The organism is Bacteroides sp. AM16-13, assembly GCF_003602705.1.
Taxonomy (GTDB): domain Bacteria; phylum Bacteroidota; class Bacteroidia; order Bacteroidales; family Bacteroidaceae; genus Bacteroides; species Bacteroides xylanisolvens.
In genome coordinates, this window is the sequence record NZ_QTLK01000012.1 from 128,376 (window position 1) to 153,629 (window position 25,254).

14 protein-coding genes are annotated in these 25,254 nt (G+C 41.8%); 3 read left to right on the forward strand and 11 right to left on the reverse strand.

The features are described 5' to 3' along the window. Positions 1-2 precede the first annotated feature (2 nt). The 4 genes from DW173_RS11680 to DW173_RS11695 all read right to left on the reverse strand — a co-directional run bounded on the left by DW173_RS11680 (position 3) and on the right by DW173_RS11695 (position 9,574). On the reverse strand, positions 3-2,078 hold the full coding sequence (locus tag DW173_RS11680) for a RagB/SusD family nutrient uptake outer membrane protein (RefSeq protein WP_004305005.1): 2,076 nt from the start codon (positions 2,076-2,078) through the stop codon (positions 3-5). 10 nt (positions 2,079-2,088) lie between these two features. Next, complete coding sequence (locus DW173_RS11685; RefSeq protein WP_004305006.1) at positions 2,089-5,340, reverse strand: SusC/RagA family TonB-linked outer membrane protein; 3,252 nt, start codon at positions 5,338-5,340, stop codon at positions 2,089-2,091. A gap of 111 nt (positions 5,341-5,451) precedes the next feature. Next, the gene (locus DW173_RS11690) at positions 5,452-7,932 is read right to left on the reverse strand and encodes a glycosyl hydrolase family 95 catalytic domain-containing protein (RefSeq protein ID WP_049701772.1); all 2,481 of its coding nucleotides are present in this window, start codon (positions 7,930-7,932) and stop codon (positions 5,452-5,454) included. 22 nt (positions 7,933-7,954) lie between these two features. Then, on the reverse strand, positions 7,955-9,574 hold the full coding sequence (locus DW173_RS11695) for a pectinesterase family protein (protein WP_049701771.1): 1,620 nt from the start codon (positions 9,572-9,574) through the stop codon (positions 7,955-7,957). Between the two features lie 282 nt (positions 9,575-9,856). Between DW173_RS11695 and DW173_RS11700 the strand changes: the two genes are divergently transcribed. Next, complete coding sequence (locus tag DW173_RS11700; RefSeq protein ID WP_120144484.1) at positions 9,857-11,497, forward strand: pectate lyase; 1,641 nt, start codon at positions 9,857-9,859, stop codon at positions 11,495-11,497. 167 nt (positions 11,498-11,664) lie between these two features. Next, positions 11,665-11,865: a DUF2007-related protein gene (locus DW173_RS11705; RefSeq protein ID WP_087322803.1), complete on the forward strand. Its 201-nt coding sequence runs from the start codon at positions 11,665-11,667 to the stop codon at positions 11,863-11,865. Between the two features lie 177 nt (positions 11,866-12,042). On the opposite strand, the gene DW173_RS11710 is transcribed toward DW173_RS11705, so the two are convergent. Further along, positions 12,043-12,477, reverse strand: a complete 435-nt coding sequence (locus DW173_RS11710) for a hypothetical protein (RefSeq protein WP_004305010.1) — start codon at positions 12,475-12,477, stop codon at positions 12,043-12,045. A gap of 974 nt (positions 12,478-13,451) precedes the next feature. Here DW173_RS11710 and DW173_RS11715 point away from each other — a divergent pair. Next, positions 13,452-15,536: a BT4734/BF3469 family protein gene (locus DW173_RS11715; protein ID WP_087322822.1), complete on the forward strand. Its 2,085-nt coding sequence runs from the start codon at positions 13,452-13,454 to the stop codon at positions 15,534-15,536. A gap of 289 nt (positions 15,537-15,825) precedes the next feature. Here DW173_RS11715 and DW173_RS11720 read toward each other — a convergent pair whose 3' ends face one another. The 6 genes from DW173_RS11720 to DW173_RS11745 form a co-directional block, all read right to left on the reverse strand. Next, entirely contained in the window at positions 15,826-16,347 is a 522-nt protein-coding gene (locus tag DW173_RS11720; RefSeq protein WP_008024499.1) for an ORF6N domain-containing protein, read from the reverse strand. Between the two features lie 28 nt (positions 16,348-16,375). Beyond that, positions 16,376-17,431 carry a virulence RhuM family protein gene (locus DW173_RS11725; RefSeq protein ID WP_008024497.1) on the reverse strand — a complete coding sequence of 352 codons (1,056 nt, stop codon included), beginning with the start codon at positions 17,429-17,431 and terminating at the stop codon, positions 16,376-16,378. 445 nt (positions 17,432-17,876) lie between these two features. Then, positions 17,877-19,019 carry a DUF1735 and LamG domain-containing protein gene (locus DW173_RS11730; protein ID WP_004310490.1) on the reverse strand — a complete coding sequence of 381 codons (1,143 nt, stop codon included), beginning with the start codon at positions 19,017-19,019 and terminating at the stop codon, positions 17,877-17,879. Positions 19,020-19,051: 32 nt separating this feature from the next. After that, the gene (locus DW173_RS11735; protein WP_004310491.1) at positions 19,052-20,173 is read right to left on the reverse strand and encodes a glycoside hydrolase family 18; all 1,122 of its coding nucleotides are present in this window, start codon (positions 20,171-20,173) and stop codon (positions 19,052-19,054) included. 33 nt (positions 20,174-20,206) lie between these two features. After that, a complete protein-coding gene (locus tag DW173_RS11740) occupies positions 20,207-21,847 on the reverse strand; it encodes a SusD/RagB family nutrient-binding outer membrane lipoprotein (RefSeq protein ID WP_120144485.1) in 1,641 nt (546 codons plus the stop codon). A gap of 15 nt (positions 21,848-21,862) precedes the next feature. Continuing rightward, entirely contained in the window at positions 21,863-25,186 is a 3,324-nt protein-coding gene (locus tag DW173_RS11745; RefSeq protein ID WP_120144486.1) for a TonB-dependent receptor, read from the reverse strand. Between the last annotated feature and the right edge of the window lie 68 nt (positions 25,187-25,254).

Here is a 25,254-nt window from a genome sequence, read left to right on the forward strand (position 1 = left end):
AATTATTTATAACCATACGAATTAGAAACATACCCTTGCGTCTTATTGACATCCTCATAATAAATAGCGAATACATGGCGATAATTACACACTCCATTACCAACAGAATATTTACGGAACTCCGCTTCGGCTTCACCGCCCCAGTTCAGCCTGCCAAACAAATTCGAATAGTCGTAAGACGCATTCAGCCCTGTACCGCAAACCAATATTCTAGCCATTGTTTTCACATAATTAGTATTCAGGGTTGCATTTATATCACCATCCTTATTCAATGTCACCTGCATACTGATCCAGTTGCACTCATACTGTCCTTTTGATGTAGAAGCAGTACCGGTTCCCATATCCTCATTGAAGTTAACAGACGACATATCAATGTATTCCGGATTATCAGAGTCTTCATATTTATAATAGATTTTTCTCGGTATTTCATCCACTTGATAAGTCTTCCCGAAAATAGTCACCGGCTTGTAGTCATACAACATACAAAGACCTATTTTCATCTCTTCTATTTTCTCCGCCAACAATCCCCAACGTGTCAAATCCTGACGACGAATAGATTCACAACCAAACTCCCATGCCCGTTCATTGACAATAGCCGTGAAGAAATCCGCGTCATACTGCGTGATTTCGGGAGCACCAGTACCAAATGCTCTTTCACGAACCTTTTCCAAAGCCTGTCGGGGAGACATACCGGCAATCGGACTAACTGCATCCGGCCCTGTCAATACATTTTGAGCCTCCGCAAACATCAGGTAAATATCTGAATACCGCATCAAAATCCAGTTGATACCAGTAGCAATACGTGAATTAGCTTTCGGGAAACGGACTTTCATATAATTATCAGTCATCCAATACCAACGCCATTTACCACAAGCCACTCCTAATGGATTACAGCGAATAACTTCCTTATTTTTTCCATTCTCATTGATATATTCCTGGAAAACACAAGTAACATCCCGACGGGTGTCTGCCGGATCAAATGAATAAAAATAGTAAGCAGTAGTAGCCGCATATCCTGCCCCTCCCATACCTTGGGTGGTATTAAAAACCCCTCTGTTCAGGTTGTATCCCATCGTGGCCCCCACATCTCCATTCTGTCCTTCACCAAAAGCAACTTCAAACAGGTTTTCATTATACTTGTTGTATTCCAGATGATTGACAGTAGACCAAATATTCTCATAACTGGGATCAAGCTCATGAGGATTATCAGTCGCTCCCAAAATCTCCGCACACTGTTTGGCAGCCAGTTCATAATAATCTTTCCAATTCTTAGGGCGACCGACGAAATATCCGTTCATTTCCGGAATGGTCGGATGATGTTCCACATCCAAGTCCGGAAACTGATTTCCATCCCGTACAGACCATCCTCCGGCAAATAGCGCTACTTTTGCCAGCAGTCCTTTGGCAAAACCTTTATTCATGCGTTCTACCGTATATGATTCTTCTCCCATCCAAGGCAGATATTCAATTGCCTCTTTCAAATCCTCTATGATATAATTATAAACAATATCACGATCCACTTTTCCTATATAGACATTTCCCAATCCGCTTTCAGACGCATGCTCTTTATATGGCACATCTCCCCAATAACGAATCAATTCAAAATAGCCTAACGCTTTTAGTGCTAATGCCTCTCCTAAATATCTACGCATGGCAGCCTTGTCCGAAGTAGATTGCATCAACGGTGACCGACGTATACCATCTACGATAGTAGTGGCGGATTCTGCCAGATAATAAAGTTTGTCCCATCTGGTATTCCGGTTATAATTATCGTCATAAAAATTGCCAGCACCTTCATCACGAAGTGTCGAATTATAGTTTTCCGTAGAAAACGCACCCGAGCCAACCTCCACGTCAGAAGCTCCCTGCCAGTTGACACACAGTTTCTGACCATATATATAGGTGTCCGTCATTGTCGCATATACACCCATCAGGGCTGCTTCCGTCAGAGCAGTCGATTTAAACAGATTCTCATCACTTGGAATAGAAGGACTTTCGGTATCCAAAAAATTATCCATACACGAAGTGCATAACACAGAGGAGGATAAAACCGCTAAAAATAGTTTCTGTATTTTCATTTTTCAAGTATTAAAAAGTAACATTAAGACCGAATACATAAGAATGTGCTTTCGGATATGCAGAATAATCCACACCCGGAGTCAAAGGGGTAGAACGTTGTGTGCTCACTTCAGGATCCTGTCCGGAATAAGCTGTCCAGCAAAACAGGTTATTGGCCGTAGCATACACGCGCAGGTTCTTGACTCCTAGCTTACGAGTCACAGTAACCGGAAGCGTATACCCTAACGTCAGGTTACTACAACGCAAAAAAGAACCATCTTCAATCGCCCAGTCCGTCACAAGCGTACGCCCCATCATAGGCATCCAGATAGAGGCTTTGGAATTGATTTCAACAAAGCGTTCCGGATTGGCGTCATTACCATACATTACATTGGCACCCGTTTCCGGATCAATAATCGACCAACGGTTTTCCAAACTCATAAAATCTCTGATATTATTATATTTACGATTCGTATGAGTGGATGCCATAATCTTATTGGCATTATATACTTTATTGCCATATGACCAGTTGAACATTGCCGCCAAGTCAAACCCTCTCCATGCAGCATTCAGCCCGAATCCGCCAATATGCTTTGGCTGTACACTACCGATCACTTTACGGTCATTATCCGCATCGATCACACCGTCATTATTCTGATCCTTCAGTTTGATAAAGCCCGGACCAAAGTTAGGCAGGTCATTAGAGAACAAAGCCCTGTCGTCTACTACCCCTTCATTCAGTATCCATTTTTTCGTATTCTCATCAAACGTAAAGTCGTCTACAGAATAAAAGCCCTCTACTTCGAATCCATAAATCTGTCCTACCGCCTGACCTACAATAGCACGAAAATCATCAGAGCCGATATCCGGTCGCCAGTTGGATTGCGCACTCAATACGGTTGCCGTTCCATCCAGTTTATTCACTATATTTTTATTGAATGATATATTGAAGTTAGCGCCCAGATAGAAATCTTTACTATTGATAATCGTTCCGCTAAGCGTAAGTTCAACTCCCCTGTTCGTACTGCGGCCTACATTCTGATACTGATATTCATATCCCGAATTTGAAGGAAGATCCATGCGTAAGATTAAATCTTTCGTTATATCATTATAGAAGTCAACCGTCACATTCAAACGGCTATTAAAGAGGCTGGCATCTATTCCCACATTAGAGGATAACTTCGTTTCCCAAGTCAGATTCTCGTTCCGCAAGGTGTTCTGCAATTTCAGGGCACTCTGTACTGTTTCATTTAGATAATATTGCCTATTGGCAGAAGATTCCATTTTATAATCCTGTCTCCAGTATGAATTGACACGCGCATTACCAACTGACCCGTAACTCACACGAAGTTTCAGATTATCCAGCCAGTCTTCCGTCTGCTTCATAAATTTTTCCTGGGAAATGCGCCATGCCAATGCCATACCCGGGAAAAATCCCCAACGGTTTTCAGGAGCGAACACATTCGTTCCGTCGGCACGGGCTGTAAAAGTGAACATGTACCGGTCTTTGAAAGCATAGTTTAAACGACCGAAGTAAGATGCCGTACGAGAAGGTTCACCAAGAGTGGTATACGTTGGTTGGGATTCTCCATAGTTCCACATAGCCAACACTTCGCTCGCCGTAAAATCCATAGGATAATATTTGGATGAGGCAATCATCTGATTTCTGTAATTACTCACCATTTCATGTCCGGCCATCAGATCAAGACGGTGATTCTTTTTCAGAGAGAACCGGTAACTCAATATGTTCTGCAAGTTCCATCGTGCACCTTTCTCATCCGTACGTTTGGCTACGGGCTGACCGGCATTGGAGCTCGACTCTCCGGTTTTCTTTAACCAGACATTATCGGTATAATTATAAGTGTATGCGTAACTACCTTTCAGCTGATAAGTCAATCCTTTAACAATTTCCCAGTTAAAGCCGGCATTATAAGTCATAGAAAACTGGTTTTGCTTCTTATACTCATTCACCGTATTATATACAGGATCATTCAATGATGATAACAATGCATCATCCGAGTAATCAATTTCACCCCCCAAAGCATCTCCCGCATCTATACTTGCAAGGCTGTTGATTGGCGAGAAAAGAACGGCATCTCTCAATTTACCTCCATTGGTACCCGCACCGTCAATCACCATTCTAGTCAAACGGCTGGAAAACTCAAACTTCAATTTGTTACTCAACTTTTTATCCATCTTCACACTCAAGTTATCCCTCACATAATTGGAGTTGAGCATAATGTACTTCTCATCATCCCGCGTATAACTCAAATTATAACGCAATGTGGCATCCGTTCCTCCTGTTATACCAACGTTATAGCTTTGTTTGAATCCGGTGTTTCCATATACTTTATCCTGCCAGTTCGTGCCTTCTACCGAACGATAAATATTGCGGTCGTCCCAACGTCCATACATCGAATTAATGCTACTGGTCAGAGAGGTGCCCGGATCAAGTTCTTTCTGATAACAGTAGTATTCGTAAGGTGAAAGTACCCCCGTCAGATTATACACATTACTGACACCCCAGTGAGCATTGAATGAGATTTCTGTTTTTCCCGCCTTACCGCTTTTTGTAGTAACAAGAATAACGCCGTTCGCACCTTTAGCTCCATAGATGGCGGTAGAAGAAGCATCTTTCAAAACATCAATGCTTTGAATATCACCGGGAGGAATATCATTGATATTACTCACCTGAAAACCGTCAACAATATATAACGGTGAATTGTCCTGGGTAATAGAACCACCACCACGTACTGTAATCTGGATTGTTGCATCGGGCGATCCATCAGTAGCCACGACATTCACACCTGCCAGTTTTCCTGTAATAGCCGCAGCCGCAGAAGTTATCGGAATATCCTTCAAAACCTTCTCACTCACTGAAGAAATCGCACCGGTCAAATCTCCGCGGCGTGAGGTTCCGTACCCTACCACTACCACTTCGTCCAAAGTCTGATTGTCTTCTTCCAACACAACTTTCAGATGTTTGCCCGGTTTCACAGTCGCAACAACTGATTTCATTCCTACAAAACTAATTTCCAACTTTGTTGCATCTTCGGGAACAGACAAAGTGAAATTTCCATCCAAGTCGGTAATTGTACCGACGGAGGACTTTTTCAACACCTTCACACTAGCACCAATAATAGCATCGCCGTTGGTATCCACCACTGTTCCTTTCACAGATACCTTCTGTGCATATACTGTTGTCGCCGTTATAAAGCACAAGAGCAAGCAACATATATACGCGAAGCATCTTCGCAAAAATAAATGTCTTTGTACATCCATAGTATTATCTTGATTAATTTGTTTCATTTTTGATGTTACAAAAGTCACACTTTTACAGCTGTTTTCCACTCATTATTTATGCAAAAGCGTGGACTTTTTATATAGAATGCCTTATTTTACTGTAATAATTATCACTTCTCCTTCGCGTGTATCCACATCATACAAATAAGTATCACGTAATGCCACTCCTTTTAAAGGCGCTTTCTCACTAATCATCGGACGTGAGATTTGCTGTACTTTAAATAATGCGTTCGGATTCGCTTCTTCTTCCTTCTTCTGTTTCAACGATGCTCCTTCAGCAGCCAATTTCCAGTAAGAGCGCAGACGCAGATTGCCTCCAATTTCCGAACGTAACACAGCTTTTACCAGCTTACCGTCCTTCCAGGTCAATTCATCAATCAAAAAACCTCCTCGGGCACGCAACCCTTTCACTGTCCCGCTCTTCCATTCCGAAGGCAACGAAGGCAACAGATGAATCGCACCGTCATGACTTTGCACCAACATTTCGGCAATACCAGCCGTGCAACCAAAGTTCCCATCTATTTGGAAAGGTGGATGCGCGTCGAACAAATTAGGATACGTTCCGCCTCCCTGTCCTTTCTGTATTTCAGGACTGACATAAGTCAACTGATTCTTTATCAACTGATAAGCATGATCCCCGTCAAGCATACGAGACCAAAAACAAACTTTCCATCCCATTGACCAACCGGTAGAAGGATCCCCCCGTTGTATCAATGTATTTTTTGCAGCTTCAAAGAGTACCGGAGAGCGATAAGGAGAAATCTGATAACCGGGATATAGCCCCCAAAGATGAGAGATGTGCCGGTGACGATCATTAGGATGATCCCAGTCTTCAAACCATTCCTGCAATTGTCCGTACTGCCCTACCTGCATCGGAGGCAACTGCCGGCGCATATTCTTCAATGTATCACAAAAATCGGTATCTGCGTTCAGCACTTTGGCAGCTTCGCATGTATTTGAAAATAAATCAAAAACCAACTGATTATCCATCGTAATTCCTGCAAAAAGATTACTTTTTTTCTTTATCCAGCGCGGAGAATTTTCGGGTGAATTGGAAGGAGTAACAACCAAATAACCTGTATTCGGGTCGCGTACCAAAAAGTCGACAAAGAACTCCGAAGCGCTTTTCATCATCGGATATGCTTCCTCCAAATATTTCTTATCACCGGAAAACAAATAACGGTCCCATAAATGCTGGCAAAGCCATGCGTTAGCCACAGGCCACGTTCCACAATAAGGACGGTCCACCGCACCCGTCATACGCCACAAATCCGTATTATGATGCAATACCCAGCCACGACAACCATACATCCGGCTCGCAGCTTCACGCCCATTCTCGCTTAATTCACGTACCATCTGGATGAATGGTTTATGAAGTTCGGCCAAGTTGGTGATTTCCGCCGGCCAGTAATTCATTTCAGCATTAATATTCGTTGTATAATTGCAGCTCCAGGGAGGTCCCGGGTTATGATTCCATTTGCCCTGCAAGTTGGCGGGCTGGCATCCGGGCTGTGAAGATGCAATTAATAAGTAACGTCCATACTGGAAATACAACGCTATCAATGCCGGATCATAGGATGAAGAAAACTCCTTGATACGTACATCCATCGGTTTATTAACCTGGGAAGTTTCACCCAAATCCAAAGTCACACGGTTGAATTGCTCCTGATAAGCAGCTATATGGGCAGCTTTCGCCTTATCATACTCCTTCTCCGCATTTTTCAGATAGGTTTTATTCCGCTGATACGGATCACCCGATATATCTTTATAATTGACGAAGTTTGTTGCCATCGAGATGTACAATGTAAGTTCGCTGGCGCCCTGAACACTAAGCAGCGTATCATTAGCCATTGTCACTTCTCCGCCTTTGTTTTTCACATCCAAGTCAGCGCAATAGTGCACCTTTCCCGGAAAATAACGACTTCCATGCGTAATACCTTCCAAACGCAACCCCTTCTTTCCATAGATACTACGCTTCGGATCTCTCATCGGTGTATTAAAAAACAGTTCGCAATTGATTGCTCCCGGTTTAGATGATTTGATATGCCTGATAACCAGCTGATCGGTAAATGATGCAAATGTTTCTTCAGTAAATTCCACTCCGTCTACTTTGTAGCGGGTCACAGTCATTGCATTGCTTATATCCAGGTCACGGTAGTAATTACTTACCTTTTTGTGGTCTTGATAACGGATATTCAGACGACCTACCGTCTGATAAGGCATTTCATTCCCCACTTGTGAAAGAATCTTCGTTGCCGCCATGTTCTGCGCTTCTTCGTATTTTCCTTCAAAAATCAACCGCCGCATTTCCGGCAAAGCCGCTTTCGCTTCTTCATTATAGTTTTGGTAGGGAGAGCCTGCCGACACTGTTTCTTCGTTCAACTGTATTTGTTCCAGTTGGGGATCACCGAACACCATTGCTGCAATCCGTCCATTACCAATCGGAAGCGCTTCTTCCCAATAAGAAGCGGGTTTATCATACCATATTTTATACCTGTTTTGCCCTTCCACACTCCCCAACAGAGAAGAAAAAGCCAATATACAACTGAATACTTTGCTTATCGTTTTCATATTTTAAAGTTTTTAATTGTCATCATTCCTGCGAAGGTTCACTCAAAGACCCGTACTCGCTGACAGCCTTCACCTGATACGTCTTTCCTGTCTCAATATTACAAGACGTTTCTTTGGTTATTTGTACTGTTTCATCATTTGCAATCACCAAATAACAAATCGCATATTTCGAAGCATCCCAACTTAATACTCCGTTTTCTCTTTTCAGATTTTCCGGTGCGGAAACTTGTTCCATATATTTCTTCGGGTCCCAATTATCGCCCTCGCGAACAACGTTTTCGTATGTATACCGCGCCGCCTCACCTGCCGAAAGAACAGCCTGACAAATGCCTGTCACCGGATTCTCTTGTTCATCCTGGTAAGTATATTGCGTTTTACGCTGGCTTAAATCGACTGTATTCCCTTCTTTATCTTTACTGTTATATTCAGCAAACATTTGAGGAATAGCTCCCATATCCGTCCATCCTTCCGGAGCTATTTTTATATTAAAGATGGTATTGAGATATACAGCTATCGGAGAATTATGCCAGGGACGTCCCAACTTGACTCTTTCTGTATCAGCCAATTCATTTCCATCCACTACGCAATTATTCATCACATATCCCCAGCGTGTTCCTACTTTATGAGAAGGAGCAACAATAATTGCGCCATCCCTCATATTATAAAAGGTGCAATGTTCGAGGAAGCAATTCCCGTTTCCATAGAAGTAATCAACGGCTCCTTCAATCCAGCAATTCTGTGCATACAGTCTGCCGTTATCCGATTTAGGTCCGGTCTGCCAGGTATCTTGGTACGAGAGGAATTTGCAATTATTGAATGAGTTGCGGTCATTCTGGGTATACATTGCCAATGCCATAGGACCTTTCTGCAATTCTTTGCCATATCCGTTTACAAAAGATATATTCTCTGCGTAAAAATCCGTAGCTTTCACTGATACCATAGCGGCTTCCGTTTTTCCTAAGTTCTTATAAGAGTACTTCCACACATCCGGATCAGTCGCACTGGCTTCGGTTGAGCTGTTAATCCGTAACTTGACAATTGTCTTATCCACATCCTGTCCGATGAGATGAATATACGGTTTGTCTTCAGGAATGATAATTTGTTCTTCATACGTTCCGTTCATCACGAAAATGAGCCAGGGTTCCGTTCTTTTCGAGGGGACATTATCTACTGCTTTCTGTATACTGGTATAATTTCCCTTTCCGTCAGGACTGACCACCGCATCAAATATGCGTGCTTCCGGTTGAGGACGTTCTCTGATTGTAAACTGAATACTGACACCTTCGAATACATTTCCCTGAAAGTCTATGACTGCACCTTTGGGGAGGCTGAACTGACAGGCCTGATTATAGTCCAAAGCAGTATAAGCGTAAGACGCTGTTTTACCTTTGAAAGTCAACTCCACTTCCTCGCCATTAAAATTCGCTTTCCCTTCTCCCGCTTTCACATACTCGTTAAAAGTAAGCAGAATCGTATTGTTTTCTTCTGCCGTTTCACCATTTGCAGGAGTAACAGACACCAAAGAAGGGGCTTCATGGTCGGGAACAAAAAAGTTATTGCTACTTTCCTTGCAACTTGTTGCCAGCAAAGCTGATAACAACAATAGTCCTTGGGACATCTTCGAGAATAAATGTGCTTTCATAAATTATTTGTTATATTCTTAATGATAGATTCTTATTCCATTATTATTTGGTCGTCCTGCCTTGAGCAGTTACTATTTCACGTTACAAAAGTATACGGAACAACATGAATACTTTCTCACTATTTGTTTGTTTGCGTGGACTTTTTTAATATCATTCAAAAGTTGCGGACTTTTTGTGCAATCTGGTGCACTATCTATGCAACCAGTTGTCTATCAAATTCTATCCGCTTACATTTGTATCAGTATCACTATCATCACACTTTATAAAAAATCAGGTAAGATATGAAAAACAACAAGGTAAAATTCATTTTCGTGGCACTACTGTTTGCCACACAAGTAGAAGCGTTCTCCTCCTGTTCCACATCTTCAGTCAATGAAGATAATAAAGAACAGGAGACTCCACCGGATTCTCCCTCCGTATCTCCACCAGTGGAAGAAACAGCATATGCCTTTCCCGGAGCTGAAGGAGGAGGAATGAACACTACAGGAGGAAGAGGCGGAAAGGTATATATTGTCAGATCCCTGGAAGACTCCAAAGCACCGGGTACCCTCCGGTATGCCATCGAACAAAAGGAGCCTCGTATAATTGTCTTCTGTATATCCGGCACCATTTATCTAAAATCGACACTGGACATTCGGAACGGTGATGTCACGATAGCCGGACAGACAGCTCCCGGAGACGGTATCTGCCTGGCTCACTTTCCAGTAAATGTATCGGCCGATAATGTAATTCTACGATACCTGCGTTTCCGGATGGGAGATACGGATTTGCTGGGCTCTTCGGCTTCCGACGGTGCAGATGCTCTGGGAGGACGCCAGAAAAACAATATCATGATTGACCATTGTTCCATCAGTTGGAGCACTGACGAATGTGCTTCATTCTATGATAATACTAACTTTACTATGCAATGGTGTATTATTTCAGAAAGTCTCCGCTTATCGGGACATACCAAAGGCCCTCATGGATATGGCGGTATTTGGGGAGGAGTCAACGCTTCTTATCATCATAATCTGATGGCACACCATGACAGTCGCACACCACGTTTCGGTTCCGGAGTAAAATATCAAGGTCAGGAACGTACTGATATGCGTAATAATGTTATTTATAACTGGAGCGGTAACGGATGTTATGGCGGAGCAGCAATGGGTATTAACATTGTGGACAACTACTACAAACCCGGACCCGCTACGGATGCCAAAGTGGCCAACCGTGTGATGGCTATCGACATCAGCTCTTCTGATGGAGATTTTGCACCGATCAAAGGGGTATTGGGACAGTATCATATCAGCCGGAATTACTTCGAGGCAGGAAACCAACTGACAGAAGCAGCAGCCGCAAAAGTGAACAAAGACAACTGGACTGGTATCCGTAACAACACCGGTCACTCTCTTGATGAACTGAAACGGGATACTCCGGTAGAAGTAGATGCGGTAACTCCCCACACGGCACAAAAAGCTTACGAACTGGTGTTGAAATATGCGGGTTGCAGTCTCAAACGAGATGATATAGATACTCGTATCGTTGAAGAGACACGCACAGGAACGGCACAATTCATCGGAAAGAACGAACACAACGGATTAGGAGATGAACCCTGTCCGAACGGTCCTTGTGAACATTGCGACAAAGGTATCATCCATTGGAAAAGTCAGAATTATCCTAAGGGCGGACTTATCGATAGTCAGAAAGACCTAAAGCCTTCCGGAGCTGGTAGCGACTGGAGTGCATGGCCAACATTAAAATCATTGCCACAAGTTACCGATTCTGACAATGACGGCATGCCTGACGAATGGGAAACCGCCAACGGATTGAACCCAAACAAATATGATGCAAACGGAAGAAATCTAAGTACTGCCTATGATAATATAGAGGTTTATATCAATAGCCTTGTAGAAACAATAACAAATACGCAAAATAAGAAATGAATGATGTGAGGGAAAACAACTCTTATTAACGCAAAAAACTGGTCAATTAATACAAATCCTGATTCAATGAATCATTTGTATACTATATATGAAACAATATTGCACCTCTATGTTGCTTTTCTCTCTTATCTTTGTCGCAGTAAAAACAAAAACACACTATAAAGATCATGATTACAAGTAGAAAGATTTCTCAAGTCAAAGTTTTTGCTGGTAGTCCTTGGGAGGTAGCCAGCGTAAAAAGTCTATTGAATGCAGCCTATATTCAGGTTTCAATGAAAGACAATGGTTTAAACAGTATTTTGATTTCTGTTCCTTGCAAATACTATACTGCGGCCATGCGTGTAATTAATAACAGAAAAGTTTCATAGGTTTTAGGTTTACATATAAATTGGAGGGTTCTTATTGTCAGCAGGAGTTTTAGCTGGATAATACAGTGACTAGCAACTCATTGCACCCTGACAATAAGCCATGACAATAGGCTGACAATAAAAAGATCGTACTTTTATTGTCAGCCTATTATTTAATAGATTAAATTCACAGCAGAATTATAGAATTCGTTTCAATCTCCTGCATATCTTTCTGATCCAGCAGTTGCTACAAATAGCGTTGTCCGACATGGAATTCTTCTCGAAGGAGCGCAGTCTTTCGTATTGTTCCTCCACCATTTTCCATAAACCGTCCAGTCGCGAACTTTGTCCTCTAATTGCCATTAATTCCTGATCCCGCATATTCAAGAGTGAAGCATACAATCTGCTGGTTTTGTTTTTTTCCATGCAAAGTTGCTCTAACTCATCGATATATTCAGACGTAATTCCCAGCTTAGTCCGCTTTATGAATTGCTGAATACTATCATCATCTATGGAAACTGTATCGTTCTCATAAGACACTGTGATTTTTTTCATTTCCACCCAGAGCCAGATATACTCTTTTTCGAGTCGGTATTTCTCGGCTGCCGCTTCTATGCTAATCCATTGTGACATAGTGTTTGTTTTTAATTTGTTATACAACAAGGAATAAATAGTGCTCTGTTGATGTTGATTCAACAAACATTCGCGCTTTTTGTATTCCGGGCGGACAGGAGATTGGGGTTGGGGATTTATAAGGATCATGAAACCAACCGGGTACAATAAAAGCGTGAATGCTGTTGAATCATTATCCACCTCTGAGGCCTAGCAAAACCTTTCCAAAAGATAATGATAACAACAGACATCCACGCTAATCGTTTATATATAACACATCTTTCATCGATATGTTGACATACGACCGTTCACGTGGAATATCTGTTGAATCACCCCTCTTTGGAAAAGAAACTTGCTAGATTTCAGAGGAGGGGGATAATGCAATAATATTCCTATTTCAAAATAAATAACGCTTCTTACCTGTTTTACCACGCTGGTGAACAGAAAGCGTATGACAAAGATATGCTTTTTTTTCGAAACAAAGTGGAAATACGGAAATAAATACAGGAAGTTTTGTATTGAAAGAGAGGAAGTTCAATATTAGCAAAGAGCGTATAAGAAATATAAACTCGCTACGAAGCGAATGTCGCCCCCGTTAAATGAATACTGCGCATCTGGTATCTTTCACTAAAGAAGCAGGTATTGTTCAGCTAAAGCTACGGTATCTTTACCTTCCCACGGCCGTGGTGACTTCTTTCCACAGCCGTGACGAATTCCTACCACGGCCGTGGGAAGATCTCGTCACAGCCGTGGCGAACTACCAATACCGGTAAGTTAACGTAAGAATAACGGTGTCTTTAGGCAACAATACACAGTGGCGAGCATATCTTTACTTACTTGTTAATATTTCAAGTCCGCCTTCTTGAATAGAGTATAACAAGAAAGCACATTCTTTATCGCGATAAAGCGCAAATAGTTTGTTTTACAAGTACCTTATCCGTACCTTTGAAACCAATAACAAACACTTACTCTCATTAAATATCAAGAGAAGAAAAATGAAGATTACACAAATCAGGGAAAACGGAGATACGGAGGCACTAAGCGTGACAGACATCGACCTGCTGATAGAAAAAATGAAAAAAGAAACCAAGCTCCGCCCGGTAACCGGATTACGTCAGGCCCTGCATTTTGTTCTACCCGACGAGCCTTGTTCCCTCGCCAACAAACTACCACGAGTGATTCCCGCAGCAGCCTTCGGACGAGTGAACGGAGTGAAGCGAATGAAAACCTACAATGGCATTGTAGAACTGACCATCGGTCCGCTAGCCGGAAAGACAGAGGTGGAAATCGTGAAGCAAAAGGCAGCCGAACTTCCCCAAACAATGCTGGCTTTTATGGGAGCAAGTGGTAAAAGCGTCAAGATATGGACTTGCTTCACCCGTCCGGACGGTACTTTACCGCAAACAACGGAAGAAGCCGAAGTGTTTCAGGCACATGCTTACCGGCTTGCCATTAAATGTTATCAGCCTCAACTTCCCTTCAACATTCTATTGAAAGAACCGAAACTGGAACAATTCTCACGTCTTAGTTATGATCCGGACTTGATTTACCGCCCCACTCCTGTACCTTTCTATCTTTCACAACCCATCGGTATGCCCGGCGAGATGACTTATCATGAGAAATCGAGCACTGAAGCATCTCCACTGAATCGAGCACTGCCGGGGTATGACACGGAAGATACAGTAGCATTGCTTTATGAAGCGGCATTGCGGAAGACATTCGAAGAAATGGAAACAGACTGGCATCGGAACGATCATGATTTGCAAACGTTAGTAGTCCCGCTTGCCGAAAATTGTTACTACTCCGGCATCCCGGAAGAGGAGGTAACCCGACGGACCATCATGCGTTATTACAAAAGAAAAAATCCGATGCTGATACGCGAAATGATAAGAAACGTATACAAAGAATGTAAGGGAGTGCCCAAAAGCAACGGTCTGACTAAAGAGCAACGTCTTAGCCTGCAAATGGACGAATTTATGAACCGCCGCTATGAGTTCCGTTATAATACGCAGATCGGGGAAGTGGAATACCGGGAGCGTTTCTCGTTTCAGTTTTATTTTCATTCCATCGACAAACGGGCACAAAACAGTATCATGCTTGATGCCCAATCCGAAGGTATTGGCGTATGGGACAGGGACATAGACCGATACTTACATTCCAACCGTGTGCCGATCTACAATCCGTTGGAAGAATTCCTGTTTCATTTGCCTCATTGGGACGGCAAAGACCGTATTCATGCTTTGGCAAACAGGGTTCCTTGCAAAAATCCGCATTGGGAATTGCTTTTCCACCGTTGGTTCCTGAATATGGTTTCACATTGGAGAGGGATAGATAAAATGCACGCAAACAATACGTCACCCATATTAGTGGGCCGACAGGGAACTCATAAATCAACTTTCTGCCGTGAAATGATTCCGCCTGCGCTTCGCGCTTACTATACAGACAGCATTGATTTCAGCCATAAACGGGATGCAGAACTGTATCTGAATCGGTTTGCGCTCATCAATATCGATGAGTTTGACCAGATAACGCTGCCACAACAAGGATTTCTGAAACATATTCTTCAAAAGCCTGTGGTCAATCTACGGAAACCGCACGGTCGCTCGGTACTTGAATTGCAGCGGTATGCTTCATTTATCGGCACAAGCAATCAGAAGGATTTGCTGACTGATCCTTCGGGAAGCCGCCGTTTCATTTGTATTGAAGTGACGGGAAACATCGACACTACACAGCCGATAGATTATGAACAGCTTTATGCACAAGCCATGCACGAGATTCATCATGGCGAACGCTACTGGTTTGACAGTGAGGATGAGCAGATTATGACGGAAAACAACCGTGAGTTTGAGCAGACACCGGCTATGTTGCAATTGTTTTACCAGTATTTCAAGACTGCACAAACGAAAGAGGAAGGGGAATTTCTTACTCCGGTTGAAATATTGAATTATCTGAAGAAGAAAAGCGGTATGTCATTGTCTGATAACAAAGTATACCACTTCGGGAGATTGCTGCAAAAATGCGGTATTCCTTCGAAGCATACTTATAAAGGTACTGTTTATCAGGTAATAAAGCTATCATAAGAGATAAAAGCAAGGCTGACAATAAAAGTCTGGATATTTTATTGTCAGCCTATTATCAATGGTTATTGTCAGGTGATAGAACGTTGATATTCATTCACTTGAATGTATTCCTGACAGTATGACAATAAAACAGGTACAAATCATTATGAGATTCAAATTTCCAGGATACTTGTCTTCCACCTTTCTGTTGAGCTATTAAGTTTTTCTAAATAGTTGTATTTGCATCCAACTCTCCATGTAACCAATAGAGCAACCAACGAATAGCCAACGGAACAACCGGACCGCCTATTTACTCTTTCTTCTTGGGAGTAACGAAGCCGATAGGATTACGCGGCTTATCTGCTAAAGCCTTTTGCGCCTGCAATTCGGCTAACGTCTGATTTATTAATTCTAACTGCGTCCGAGTGTCGTCATTGATGTCGTTATAGTCTGCAAATACTTCCTCTATGTACTCCTTTAGTTCCTTGACTTCGTTTTGAAGTTCATATACTGGATCGGTCGGCGGGTTTAACAGTAACTGACGAACCGCAACGAAAGCACGCATTATACCCCTGTTTATTCCAATAGCAGTATCAGAGTTTAGAACACTACTAAGCATTGCTACGCCTAGTTCCGTAAAAGCAAAAGGCATATATTTAAAATTGCTGCCTCTTCCTTTGTTCAAGGTCACAATTTGTGATCTTGAAAGTTCGTCCCTCGTGAGTTCAAACATAAAGTCCTCACCTTCGAACCTTTTTAAATTACGTCTAACAGCTTGTTTTAGCACCCTGTTTTCTATTCCGTACATTTCCGCCAAATCAAAGTCTAACATCACCTTTTACCCGCGTATGTCGTAAATCTTACTTTGTATTACTTCGAGTTGTATTCAACTTGTCGAAATCAGACTGAAACACACGGTCCTGAAAGATACGGTATTTCTCAAATTCGGTTTCTGCATAATCTTTCGCTTGTTCGGCAGACATCTTTCCTGAATCATTTAATATGGGGCGGTCATCGCTATCCAAGAATTTATCTATACGTTTTGCCCAATCTTCCATTGTCATAGGAATATGCCGCTTTGCCCGGTCTTCTGCCAAATCCAGAAAAGCATTGACCAACCGTCCCATTGACTCCAGTTCTTCTTCTTTCAAATAATTCTTTGCTATCGACACATCTGTTTTTACAATCTTTCCGTTAGGAGCTTTCTCCCAGGTAGTTAGTCCCATGTGTTCCTTCTCTGCATCGGCACGCTCTACAATAAGTTCTGCCGCCGTGTGTCCATGAACTGCATAGTGCATTTTGTTCTGGACTTTTTTGAAAAACAAACGTGTGGTCGGGGCATTGAGGTTATAGTCTATGCTGGTAGCATAAATATCTGTTAGCTTTTGGTAGAAACGTCGCTCACTCAATCGTATTTCCCGGATTTCAGCAAGCAAATGTTCAAAGTAATCTTCATTGATGAATGATCCGTTCTCCATTCGCTTTTTATCAATGACATATCCACGAATGGCAAACTGCCGAAGTATAAATGTACACCATTGCCGAAATTGAGTGGCGCGCACGGAGTTGACGCGATAGCCGACTGAAATGATGGCATCAAGACTATAAATAAAAACTTCACGAGAAATATTCCGATTACCTTCTTTTTGAACTATCCGGTTTTTCCGGATAGTTGTATTCTTATCTACTTCTCCTTGCGAATATATATTTTTCAAATGTTCATTAATTGTGCGTATATCAACATCGAACAATATCGACATCGTCTTCTGCGTCAGCCACAAAGTTTCGTCCTGATAAAGCACTTCAATGCCTTCTTCTTTATTCTCTATCTGAAAAATAAGAAATTCAGCCGTACTATTGCGTATTTGCAGTTTCTTGCTTCCGTTATTACTTTCTTCCATATTCATCTTGAACATTCATTTCTTTTATCAGAAACAAATGTACTTAGAACATATCGAACTGCCAAAGATAATATCTCCTATTTTATCTCCACCTTCGTCTGTAATCTTATGTCATTGGAAGCAGCGCCAATCATTATCTGAAAAGTTCCCTAAAAAGATCATAATTACAGTAGAAAGCTTTCTCCGTAATATCTTCGCTTTATGGATTCAACAGATTTTATTCGTATTTTTCCGGTTTACATATTGGTTTACATGAACCGCATAAATTATATGTATAAAGGTACTGGCAAAAACATTTAGATGGAAAAGATATAAACAGGGTAAATAGTAACTTCTTCATAAAACAAACATAAATAAAAGAAACCTGCTTACCCAAAGAATATTATCTCTTCAGTAAGCAGGCTTTCACTCATATTCAAAAATGCAAAGAGCAAAATCTCTCACAAATTTGTGTGTTCCATTAATTGATAGCTATCGGAGCATCCAACGTCTTAATAGTAATTCCATTTGTAGTACCGTTTATACGCCCTGTGGCATCTTTGATAACTCCACCTTCCTGAGTCTCCGATCCGTCTAGTTTATAATAAAGTGCCAAGCCTTCTGAAGCAGGGTCAACACCCAGCATATTCTGCTTAAGTTGATTTTCCGTACGGGCTACACTCCAAACACGGACTTCACTCATTTTACCATGGAATGGACGTTCACCCCATTTGAAACCATAGATTCTACCAATATAAAAACCCATATCCGAATTCGGATCAAAACCGTCAATCCCCCAATCTGAACCAGCCCATTTCTCACCATTTACATAAATGCCTGTTTTTCCTGTCGGTTGATCATAAGTCAACGCTACATGATACCAACGATTTGTTAACAACGGTTTCGTTACACGGTAGTTCTGTCTTCCGGCCACTTCCAAATAATCTTTAGGAGTAATTCCTCCTCCCGCATCACCGATACGGAGGATCATCACACCTTCAGTTCCCATAATCGTATTATTATCGAGGAAATAATCCACATTAATCAATGCTTCGTAAGTGAATGACGAGAAGAAAGTACCGACAGGGAACTTCACAGAAATATAGTGATTACTGAAGTTACCAGCTTTGGTAATTTTCAACGGTTTGGAGAAAAAGAAATATGCAATGTTTGTTCCGGAAAGAGTCGACACCGAAGACGAATGCACCCGCATAGGCAAAACATACGAGTTCCCGGCTTTCAAGGCTTCTAACCCGGAAAGTTCGACTTCTACATTATCCGCATACAATTTTCCACTCGAAATAGAAGATGTCGTACTGCTTAGCTTTACCTGCGAAACATCAAGCATCTCATAATTTGTGCCATACTTTGCATTGTATTCGTCTACTACACTTGGTTCGGCTACACTATATGATACGTCTACCTGAGAGGAAGTTGCTGACGAGAGTCTTGAAACCAGATCAAATGTCATTACATCCATTTCATCTTCCACCGAGAAATTATATTCCTTGCTTTCGAAATAAACCTTAGGCTCCAGCAGGTCATTCATGCTGTCGTTGCAAGCGCCCAACAATAACGCCATACTACCTACCATCAAATAATAGAATATATGTTTATTCATCATCTTTTTACTGTTTTAGAATTTTATAAGTCCACTTATTCCTGCGGTTTATTTTCCGCTTCGTTTTGTTTCGCTTTCCATTCATTGAAAACCCGCTGATTGATTTGAATAGCCTGACGCATCCATTTATAATTTGGCGTATTGTCATAATCATTATCGAAGCGATAAGCTCCTACTCCACCTTTATAACCTTCTCGCGGCATAGCAGCTGCCTGCTTCAGCAATTGACCTCCATTAGTGGCATACTTTTCAAAGTTCTCTGTGCAGATTATTTTCTTAGGATCAACGCCATAACCATCAAAACCGGGATTGGAACTACCATAACTTTGTATAATCCAATAATCGACATACTCATCCAATTCATGGGTAAGCCCATAAATATTTCCATCAATACAGATCATTTTATGTCCTTTACCTTCCGGATCGCTTTTCGGGCCAATGTAATTGTTCATTTCTTTAACCAAATGAATCAAATGCTTATTCTGACTCAATGTGCCATCCATATCAAACACACCACTACCGATTTCCCAGTCTACATCATAACCGTCCCATTCGTTTGCGTACAAAGAATCGCACAGAGCTTTGGCAAACTTCGCCAGACATGCATAATGGTTTTCACTTTCAAACTGACCTTCAAATCCCCAATATTTCCAACGGGCTTGTTTCTTCGCCGTTTCCAATTGAGCCGCCGACCAGCCTTCTTCCTCCGCTTGTTTTTCCACTTCGAGGTATACCGAATTTGGTGTCGCACCCTTACCAAGATAAGAAAGCAGACTTACCTGCAACAGTTTCGTTCCTTTCACCTTTTGCACAAACTCTTTATCTGCCTTCTGCTCCGGAGTGATTTCATAACGTCCTGGAGCGCCACTCCACATTGAAACAAAATCCATACTATCGGGCATAGCAGAGAGATATCCTCTTCGATAAGCTCCAGCAGGCGCCCAATTGGAATACCATCCGAAAGCTACGGGACGATTGTAATTCCAAGCAGTCGCCTTATAGGCGCGCAGATTGGCATAATATGCCTCACTCTCCGCATTGTTCATTGTGGCATACCCGCCTATATGGTCTATCTCAATATTCTCCACATCCATGCAAGAAGTTACCATCATGCCTGTCAATGGAATAATATATAACAATTTTCTTAATGATTTCATATTCTTCATCTGTATTAAAATGATACATGTAGGTTATCTCTTACAATCCCACCACAAACGGGTAGAAGACTTATCTTCGCCACCTGCACCGTTATTGAACAACTTCAAGGCTGCTTCATAAATAGCCTTTCCCTCGTTAGTCTGAGAAAAACTGGTGGGATAAATCATACGGCGAATACCGCCCTCAAGAGTTGCGCCTTGCACTGCTCCTTTCAAAGTCTTAATGACATTCAACTTCGGATAACCGGTTCTTCTCCATTCCGTCCACGCTTCCTGTCCGTTAGGAAACAAAGCAATCCACTTCTGAATCATAATTTTTTCCAACTTCTGCTCTGTTGTTCCTTCAAACTTGGCAGTAGTCTCACACGGAGCAGAAAGTGTTTGCCCATACTGATAATGGGAAAAAACATATGCCCGAGGTGACAAATTGGAATTCATATAATCGTCTACAGGATCGGTCACACCATTCTCCTGAAAAGACATATCAATGCCCTGTTTATACCATGAATCCGCACTGCCGAAACCTTCCCACACTAAAGCTGCTTCCGCACGCAAAAAATAAACTTCCGATGCACGCAGCCAATATGTAGGAGTTCCACTTTGAATATTGGGCTTTGAGCAAGATTTGTAGATGTCATTCTGCGCATTGGCATGCCCTGCCGGCACCGCTTGATACGTTTTTCCGTCGAAAGCCTCAACACCATAAGAGGCATTACCATCCATCGGCAAAAAATAAACGCTCAAACGCGGGTCTTCATATCCCATCAGATAAGAAAAGATGGAAGAACCCATACGAGCTTCATTATAGTTGCCTGCCAACCATTCAATGTTGTTGCGGAAAGTCATACCCGCTCCTTGACTCATTTGAGCCGCATCATCCTTAGCCATCATCACGCCGATAGAATGATTAACTGCTTGAGTAGCATACTTTTTCGCCAGTTCCGCATCAGCGAAGCGGACACGCATAGCCAAACGAAGCATCAACGAATTGCCGTATTTCACCCATTTGGTAGCATCTCCGGCATATACCGCATCATAAGCGCCCATTACATTCACCCCATTTTCCGCCTTTTCTGTTAATTCTTCAATGGCTGCGGTCAATTCTTCAAACATCGCCGTATACACCTCTTTCTCCGAATCGAACGGAATGTTCATTGTAGCGTCCGCCGCATGAGAATAAGGCATCGGACCGAAACTTTCAAGTGTCTTGTGCCAAGCGGAAATCTTCAGAATTTGAGCCAAAGCAAAGACTTCGGGCGTACCATTTTTCTCGGACGCTATTTTCAATTTCTTCCAAGGATCAAGAGCATTGGTATAAGACTGTGTATAGGTCGCTTTTATCCAATTGTCCAACAAATAATAAGTAGTATTGTTACTACCTGCGTTCCAACCGTTACTGTTGTTCTCGCCAAAAAATCCACTCCAATTATCGGCCGACAGATGATAAGCTATTTGATATTCATTGATAACATCTGTATCATCAGCCTGTGTGCCTACGGGAATCACTGTCCGTTGCATAGCTGTAATCAGCCCTCCGACTTCAAAACCATCCATCGCACCTTCTCCGTCGCTCATCTCAAATTGGTTGGTATTGATTTCTTCAAAATTGCATGAGGCAAATAGCGTCATTGCGCATATCACCGCTAATAGTTTAAAATGATTCATTTTTCTCATAATAAAGAAGGTGTATTATAATTTAAATTTAATACCGAAGCCAAAGCTACGAACACTCGGTTGCATAAAATAATCATTACCTTGTCCGTAAGTACTAGTGGAAGGAGTCAGTTCCGGATCGAACGGAGCTTCGCAATACAACATCCAAGGATTGTTGGCTATAAACGAAACTGTAACATCTTTCAACACGTTACCAAACCACTTATTAGGCATAGTATAGCTAAAGGTAAGTTCTTGCAAACGAATATTGGTGGCACTGTATACATAGTAACCGGAAGTTTCATAATTTCCCGTACCTGTCATCTGATAATAAGACTTCGCATCTACCAGACCTTGTCCCTTCAACAATACGCCTCCCGCTTCACGAGCCTCAGCCGAACGTTTGGACACACCGTAACGATCAAGCAATGCCTCTGTAGAAGAGGTCACCACACCACCAAAACGCCCGTTGATTTGGAATCCGAGTCCAAAGCCTTTGTATGTCAACATATTACTCCATCCCATATTAAAGTCAGGAGAAGTTTTTCCCAAATAAACAGGTTCCCCCTTTTCCATTCCAAAGGTTCCGTCGCTCTTTACCTCAACATATCCCAGGTGGTCTTTCTTCAAGAAGGTGTTGGCATAAATATCGTGGATACTTCCGCCTTCTTTCAAGATGACACGACCACCATCCTTCAAAACCTCCGGAATATTAATCGGTTCATCCATCAAATCCGTATGATAGTTTTCAACCATCTCCTTAATCTCGTTTATATTACGAGAGAATGTCAATGTTGAAGAGATTCCTAATCCGAACTTAAACTGATCGGAATAGCTTAATGAAGCCTCCCAACCACGATTTTCCACATTACCGGCCTGCAAATAAATCTGCTTGTATCCGGTATATTCCGGAAGATCACCCAAGAAGGTCTGATTGTATGTATTAGAATGATAGTAGGTTACCTCCGCACTTAATTTATTCCACAACTTCAGACTTAATCCAAATTCGTATGACTTTGTACGTTCTGCCTTGAAATCAGTAAACGGATAGATACCGGTAGGATCTAATGCACCACCCACAATAGGGGTAGTTACCGTACCCGGAGTCAGTCCCGAACGGGATACAGGCGCACCGACTTCCGTATACGAACCACGAACTTTCAGGTAAGAGATAAATTCGGGCAATTTGACCATCTCGGAAATAATCCCGGACAGACCGATTGAGGGATAGAAAAAAGATTCTTCATCGGTATTCACCAAACGTGAATTCCAGTCATTACGTCCGGTCAGCGTCAAATAAAGCATACTCTTCCAACCAAGTTCCAAATTGGCAAAAACAGCATGATTACGCACACGACTATCACCACCCTTTTCTGAGATACGACCATTAGCCGGATCGATATTAGAAGCCGCAAATTTATTGGGCACTCCCAATAATGTCCCTTTGTATCCTCTCTCCAATGCCCAATAGTTAGAATAGTTCCAACCCGCATTGGCAGAAATACTGAAATCAGCTATATGTTTATTTACGTTCAACATAAAGTCGGCATATTCCTGACGGTCTTCATAGTTATTGTATCCATACAGTCCTTTCTTTCCTTCCGCAAATTTATCGTCGGATGAAGCGTAAATCTTGCGTTCAAACAATACATGTGTGTCATCCATTCTGAAACGGGCTGTCGCATTCAACCAATCGGTAATATTATAAGTCAACCCTACGTTGAACATATAACGACTCTTTTCATTCGTAGCTACATTGCGATAAGCAGTCCAGTAAGGGTTCTGTGAAGCATATACCGGATCTGCCACCGGCCAATACTGAACCGGAAGTTGGCGACTTTCATCGAAATGTTCGAATGACTTAATTCCATCAAAGTCTTCACCACGAGGGAACAAATAGGCGGCCATCACCGGATTCCAATATTGTCCTTGCGATACCATATTCTTGTCTTTCTGTTTCACATACGACGCACCTAAATCGAGTTGTAATTTATCATTAAGGAAAGTTGCCGTATTACGGATTGTGAAATTCAAACGATCATATTCATTATTAGGCACAATACCTTTGGAATTGGTAGAAGAAACAGAAGCAAAAGTCTGATTCGATTTCGTACCGGTGGTCAACGTAACCGAATTAATAAAGTTTGTTCCGGTATTAAAGAAATCCTTCTTGGGATCATAACTTGTAGGAGTCAACAGTTTCTCACCCCAGCTTTCATACATATCTTTTTTGTTACCATACGTATTTTGAAACTCAGGAGTCATATAAGCTTTGCTGAACTCTGAAGAAGAAGAGAACTGCACTGAAAGTTTTCCTTCTTTTCCTTTTTTAGTGGTAATCAAAATTACACCGTTAGCGGCACTACTACCATACAACGCAGCAGCCGAAGGACCACTCAAAACAGAAAGACTTTCAATATCTTCGGGATTGAAGTCGGCGATTCCTTCTGTTCCGGCCTTACCTTCACCCATAATACCACTGTCGGTATTTCCCATATTGGTATTGAACAAAGGAATACCGTCCACCACATACAAAGCATTATTATCACCTTCAATAGATTTTGCACCACGCATTACAACACGTGTCGCACCACCAACTCCACTAGCACTTTTGTTTATACTCACTCCGGCTATCTTACCGTTCAGCGAGTTTACGAAGTTAGCATCTTTTACCGTAGTCAGAGCATCTCCCTTGACTTGTTGTACATTGTAAGACAACGCCTTTTCTGCACGTTTGATACCCAATGCCGTCACAACAACTTCATCGAGCACTTCTGTATCCTGCTTCATTACAACCGGATAGAAATCTTTCTTGGAAACAGGAATTATCTGTGCAGCATATCCGATATAAGATACTTTGAGAATAGATTTCTCTGCCGCCTTGATCGTAAAGTTACCATCGAAATCGGTAATCGTACCTGTAGAACTACCATCCACAGATATATTTACTCCAATCAACGGTTCACCGCTTTCATCAGTAACCTTTCCTTTGATATTTTTAAGGGTTTGTGCAACTACAGGCTTCTTTTCAGCTATTATGATGTAGTTACCTTGAATCTGGAATGAAAAGCCCGTCCCTTTTAAGATGGTATCAAGTGCGGTTTCGAGGGATGCGTTCCGCAAGTTTAACTGGGCTATTACTTTTCCTTTTAATTCGGAATCACTATAATTTATAGACTTTTTAGACTGTTTTTCCACAGTTTTTAAGGCATCAATGACAGTGATGTTCTTTTGCTGGATAGTTATTTTACTATCATTTTGAGCCAAAGCGAAAGTCTGTATAAGAATAAGACTTAAAAAAGTGAGAAAGACCCGCTTATGAGCTATTTTTTCTGCTATTTTTTCGTAGATTTGTAGCATCTTTAGTATTAGTTAATTGGTTATTATTCTAGGATCATTCAGAATAGCGTCAATATTACGCTAATATT

Bases quoted from the DNA above. Each gene is read 5' to 3' on its own strand.
- DW173_RS11740 (WP_120144485.1), bottom strand. From the start codon at position 21,847: ATGAGAAAAATGAATCATTTTAAACTATTAGCGGTGATATGCGCAATG.
- DW173_RS11730 (WP_004310490.1), bottom strand. From the start codon at position 19,019: ATGATGAATAAACATATATTCTATTATTTGATGGTAGGTAGTATGGCG.
- DW173_RS11710 (WP_004305010.1), bottom strand. From the start codon at position 12,477: ATGTCACAATGGATTAGCATAGAAGCGGCAGCCGAGAAATACCGACTC.
- DW173_RS11735 (WP_004310491.1), bottom strand. From the start codon at position 20,173: ATGAAATCATTAAGAAAATTGTTATATATTATTCCATTGACAGGCATG.
- DW173_RS11685 (WP_004305006.1), bottom strand. From the start codon at position 5,340: ATGGATGTACAAAGACATTTATTTTTGCGAAGATGCTTCGCGTATATA.
- DW173_RS11695 (WP_049701771.1), bottom strand. From the start codon at position 9,574: ATGAAAGCACATTTATTCTCGAAGATGTCCCAAGGACTATTGTTGTTA.
- DW173_RS11725 (WP_008024497.1), bottom strand. From the start codon at position 17,431: ATGTTCAAGATGAATATGGAAGAAAGTAATAACGGAAGCAAGAAACTG.
- DW173_RS11720 (WP_008024499.1), bottom strand. From the start codon at position 16,347: ATGTTAGACTTTGATTTGGCGGAAATGTACGGAATAGAAAACAGGGTG.
- DW173_RS11715 (WP_087322822.1), top strand. From the start codon at position 13,452: ATGAAGATTACACAAATCAGGGAAAACGGAGATACGGAGGCACTAAGC.
- DW173_RS11705 (WP_087322803.1), top strand. From the start codon at position 11,665: ATGATTACAAGTAGAAAGATTTCTCAAGTCAAAGTTTTTGCTGGTAGT.
- DW173_RS11745 (WP_120144486.1), bottom strand. From the start codon at position 25,186: ATGCTACAAATCTACGAAAAAATAGCAGAAAAAATAGCTCATAAGCGG.
- DW173_RS11690 (WP_049701772.1), bottom strand. From the start codon at position 7,932: ATGAAAACGATAAGCAAAGTATTCAGTTGTATATTGGCTTTTTCTTCT.
- DW173_RS11700 (WP_120144484.1), top strand. From the start codon at position 9,857: ATGAAAAACAACAAGGTAAAATTCATTTTCGTGGCACTACTGTTTGCC.
- DW173_RS11680 (WP_004305005.1), bottom strand. From the start codon at position 2,078: ATGAAAATACAGAAACTATTTTTAGCGGTTTTATCCTCCTCTGTGTTA.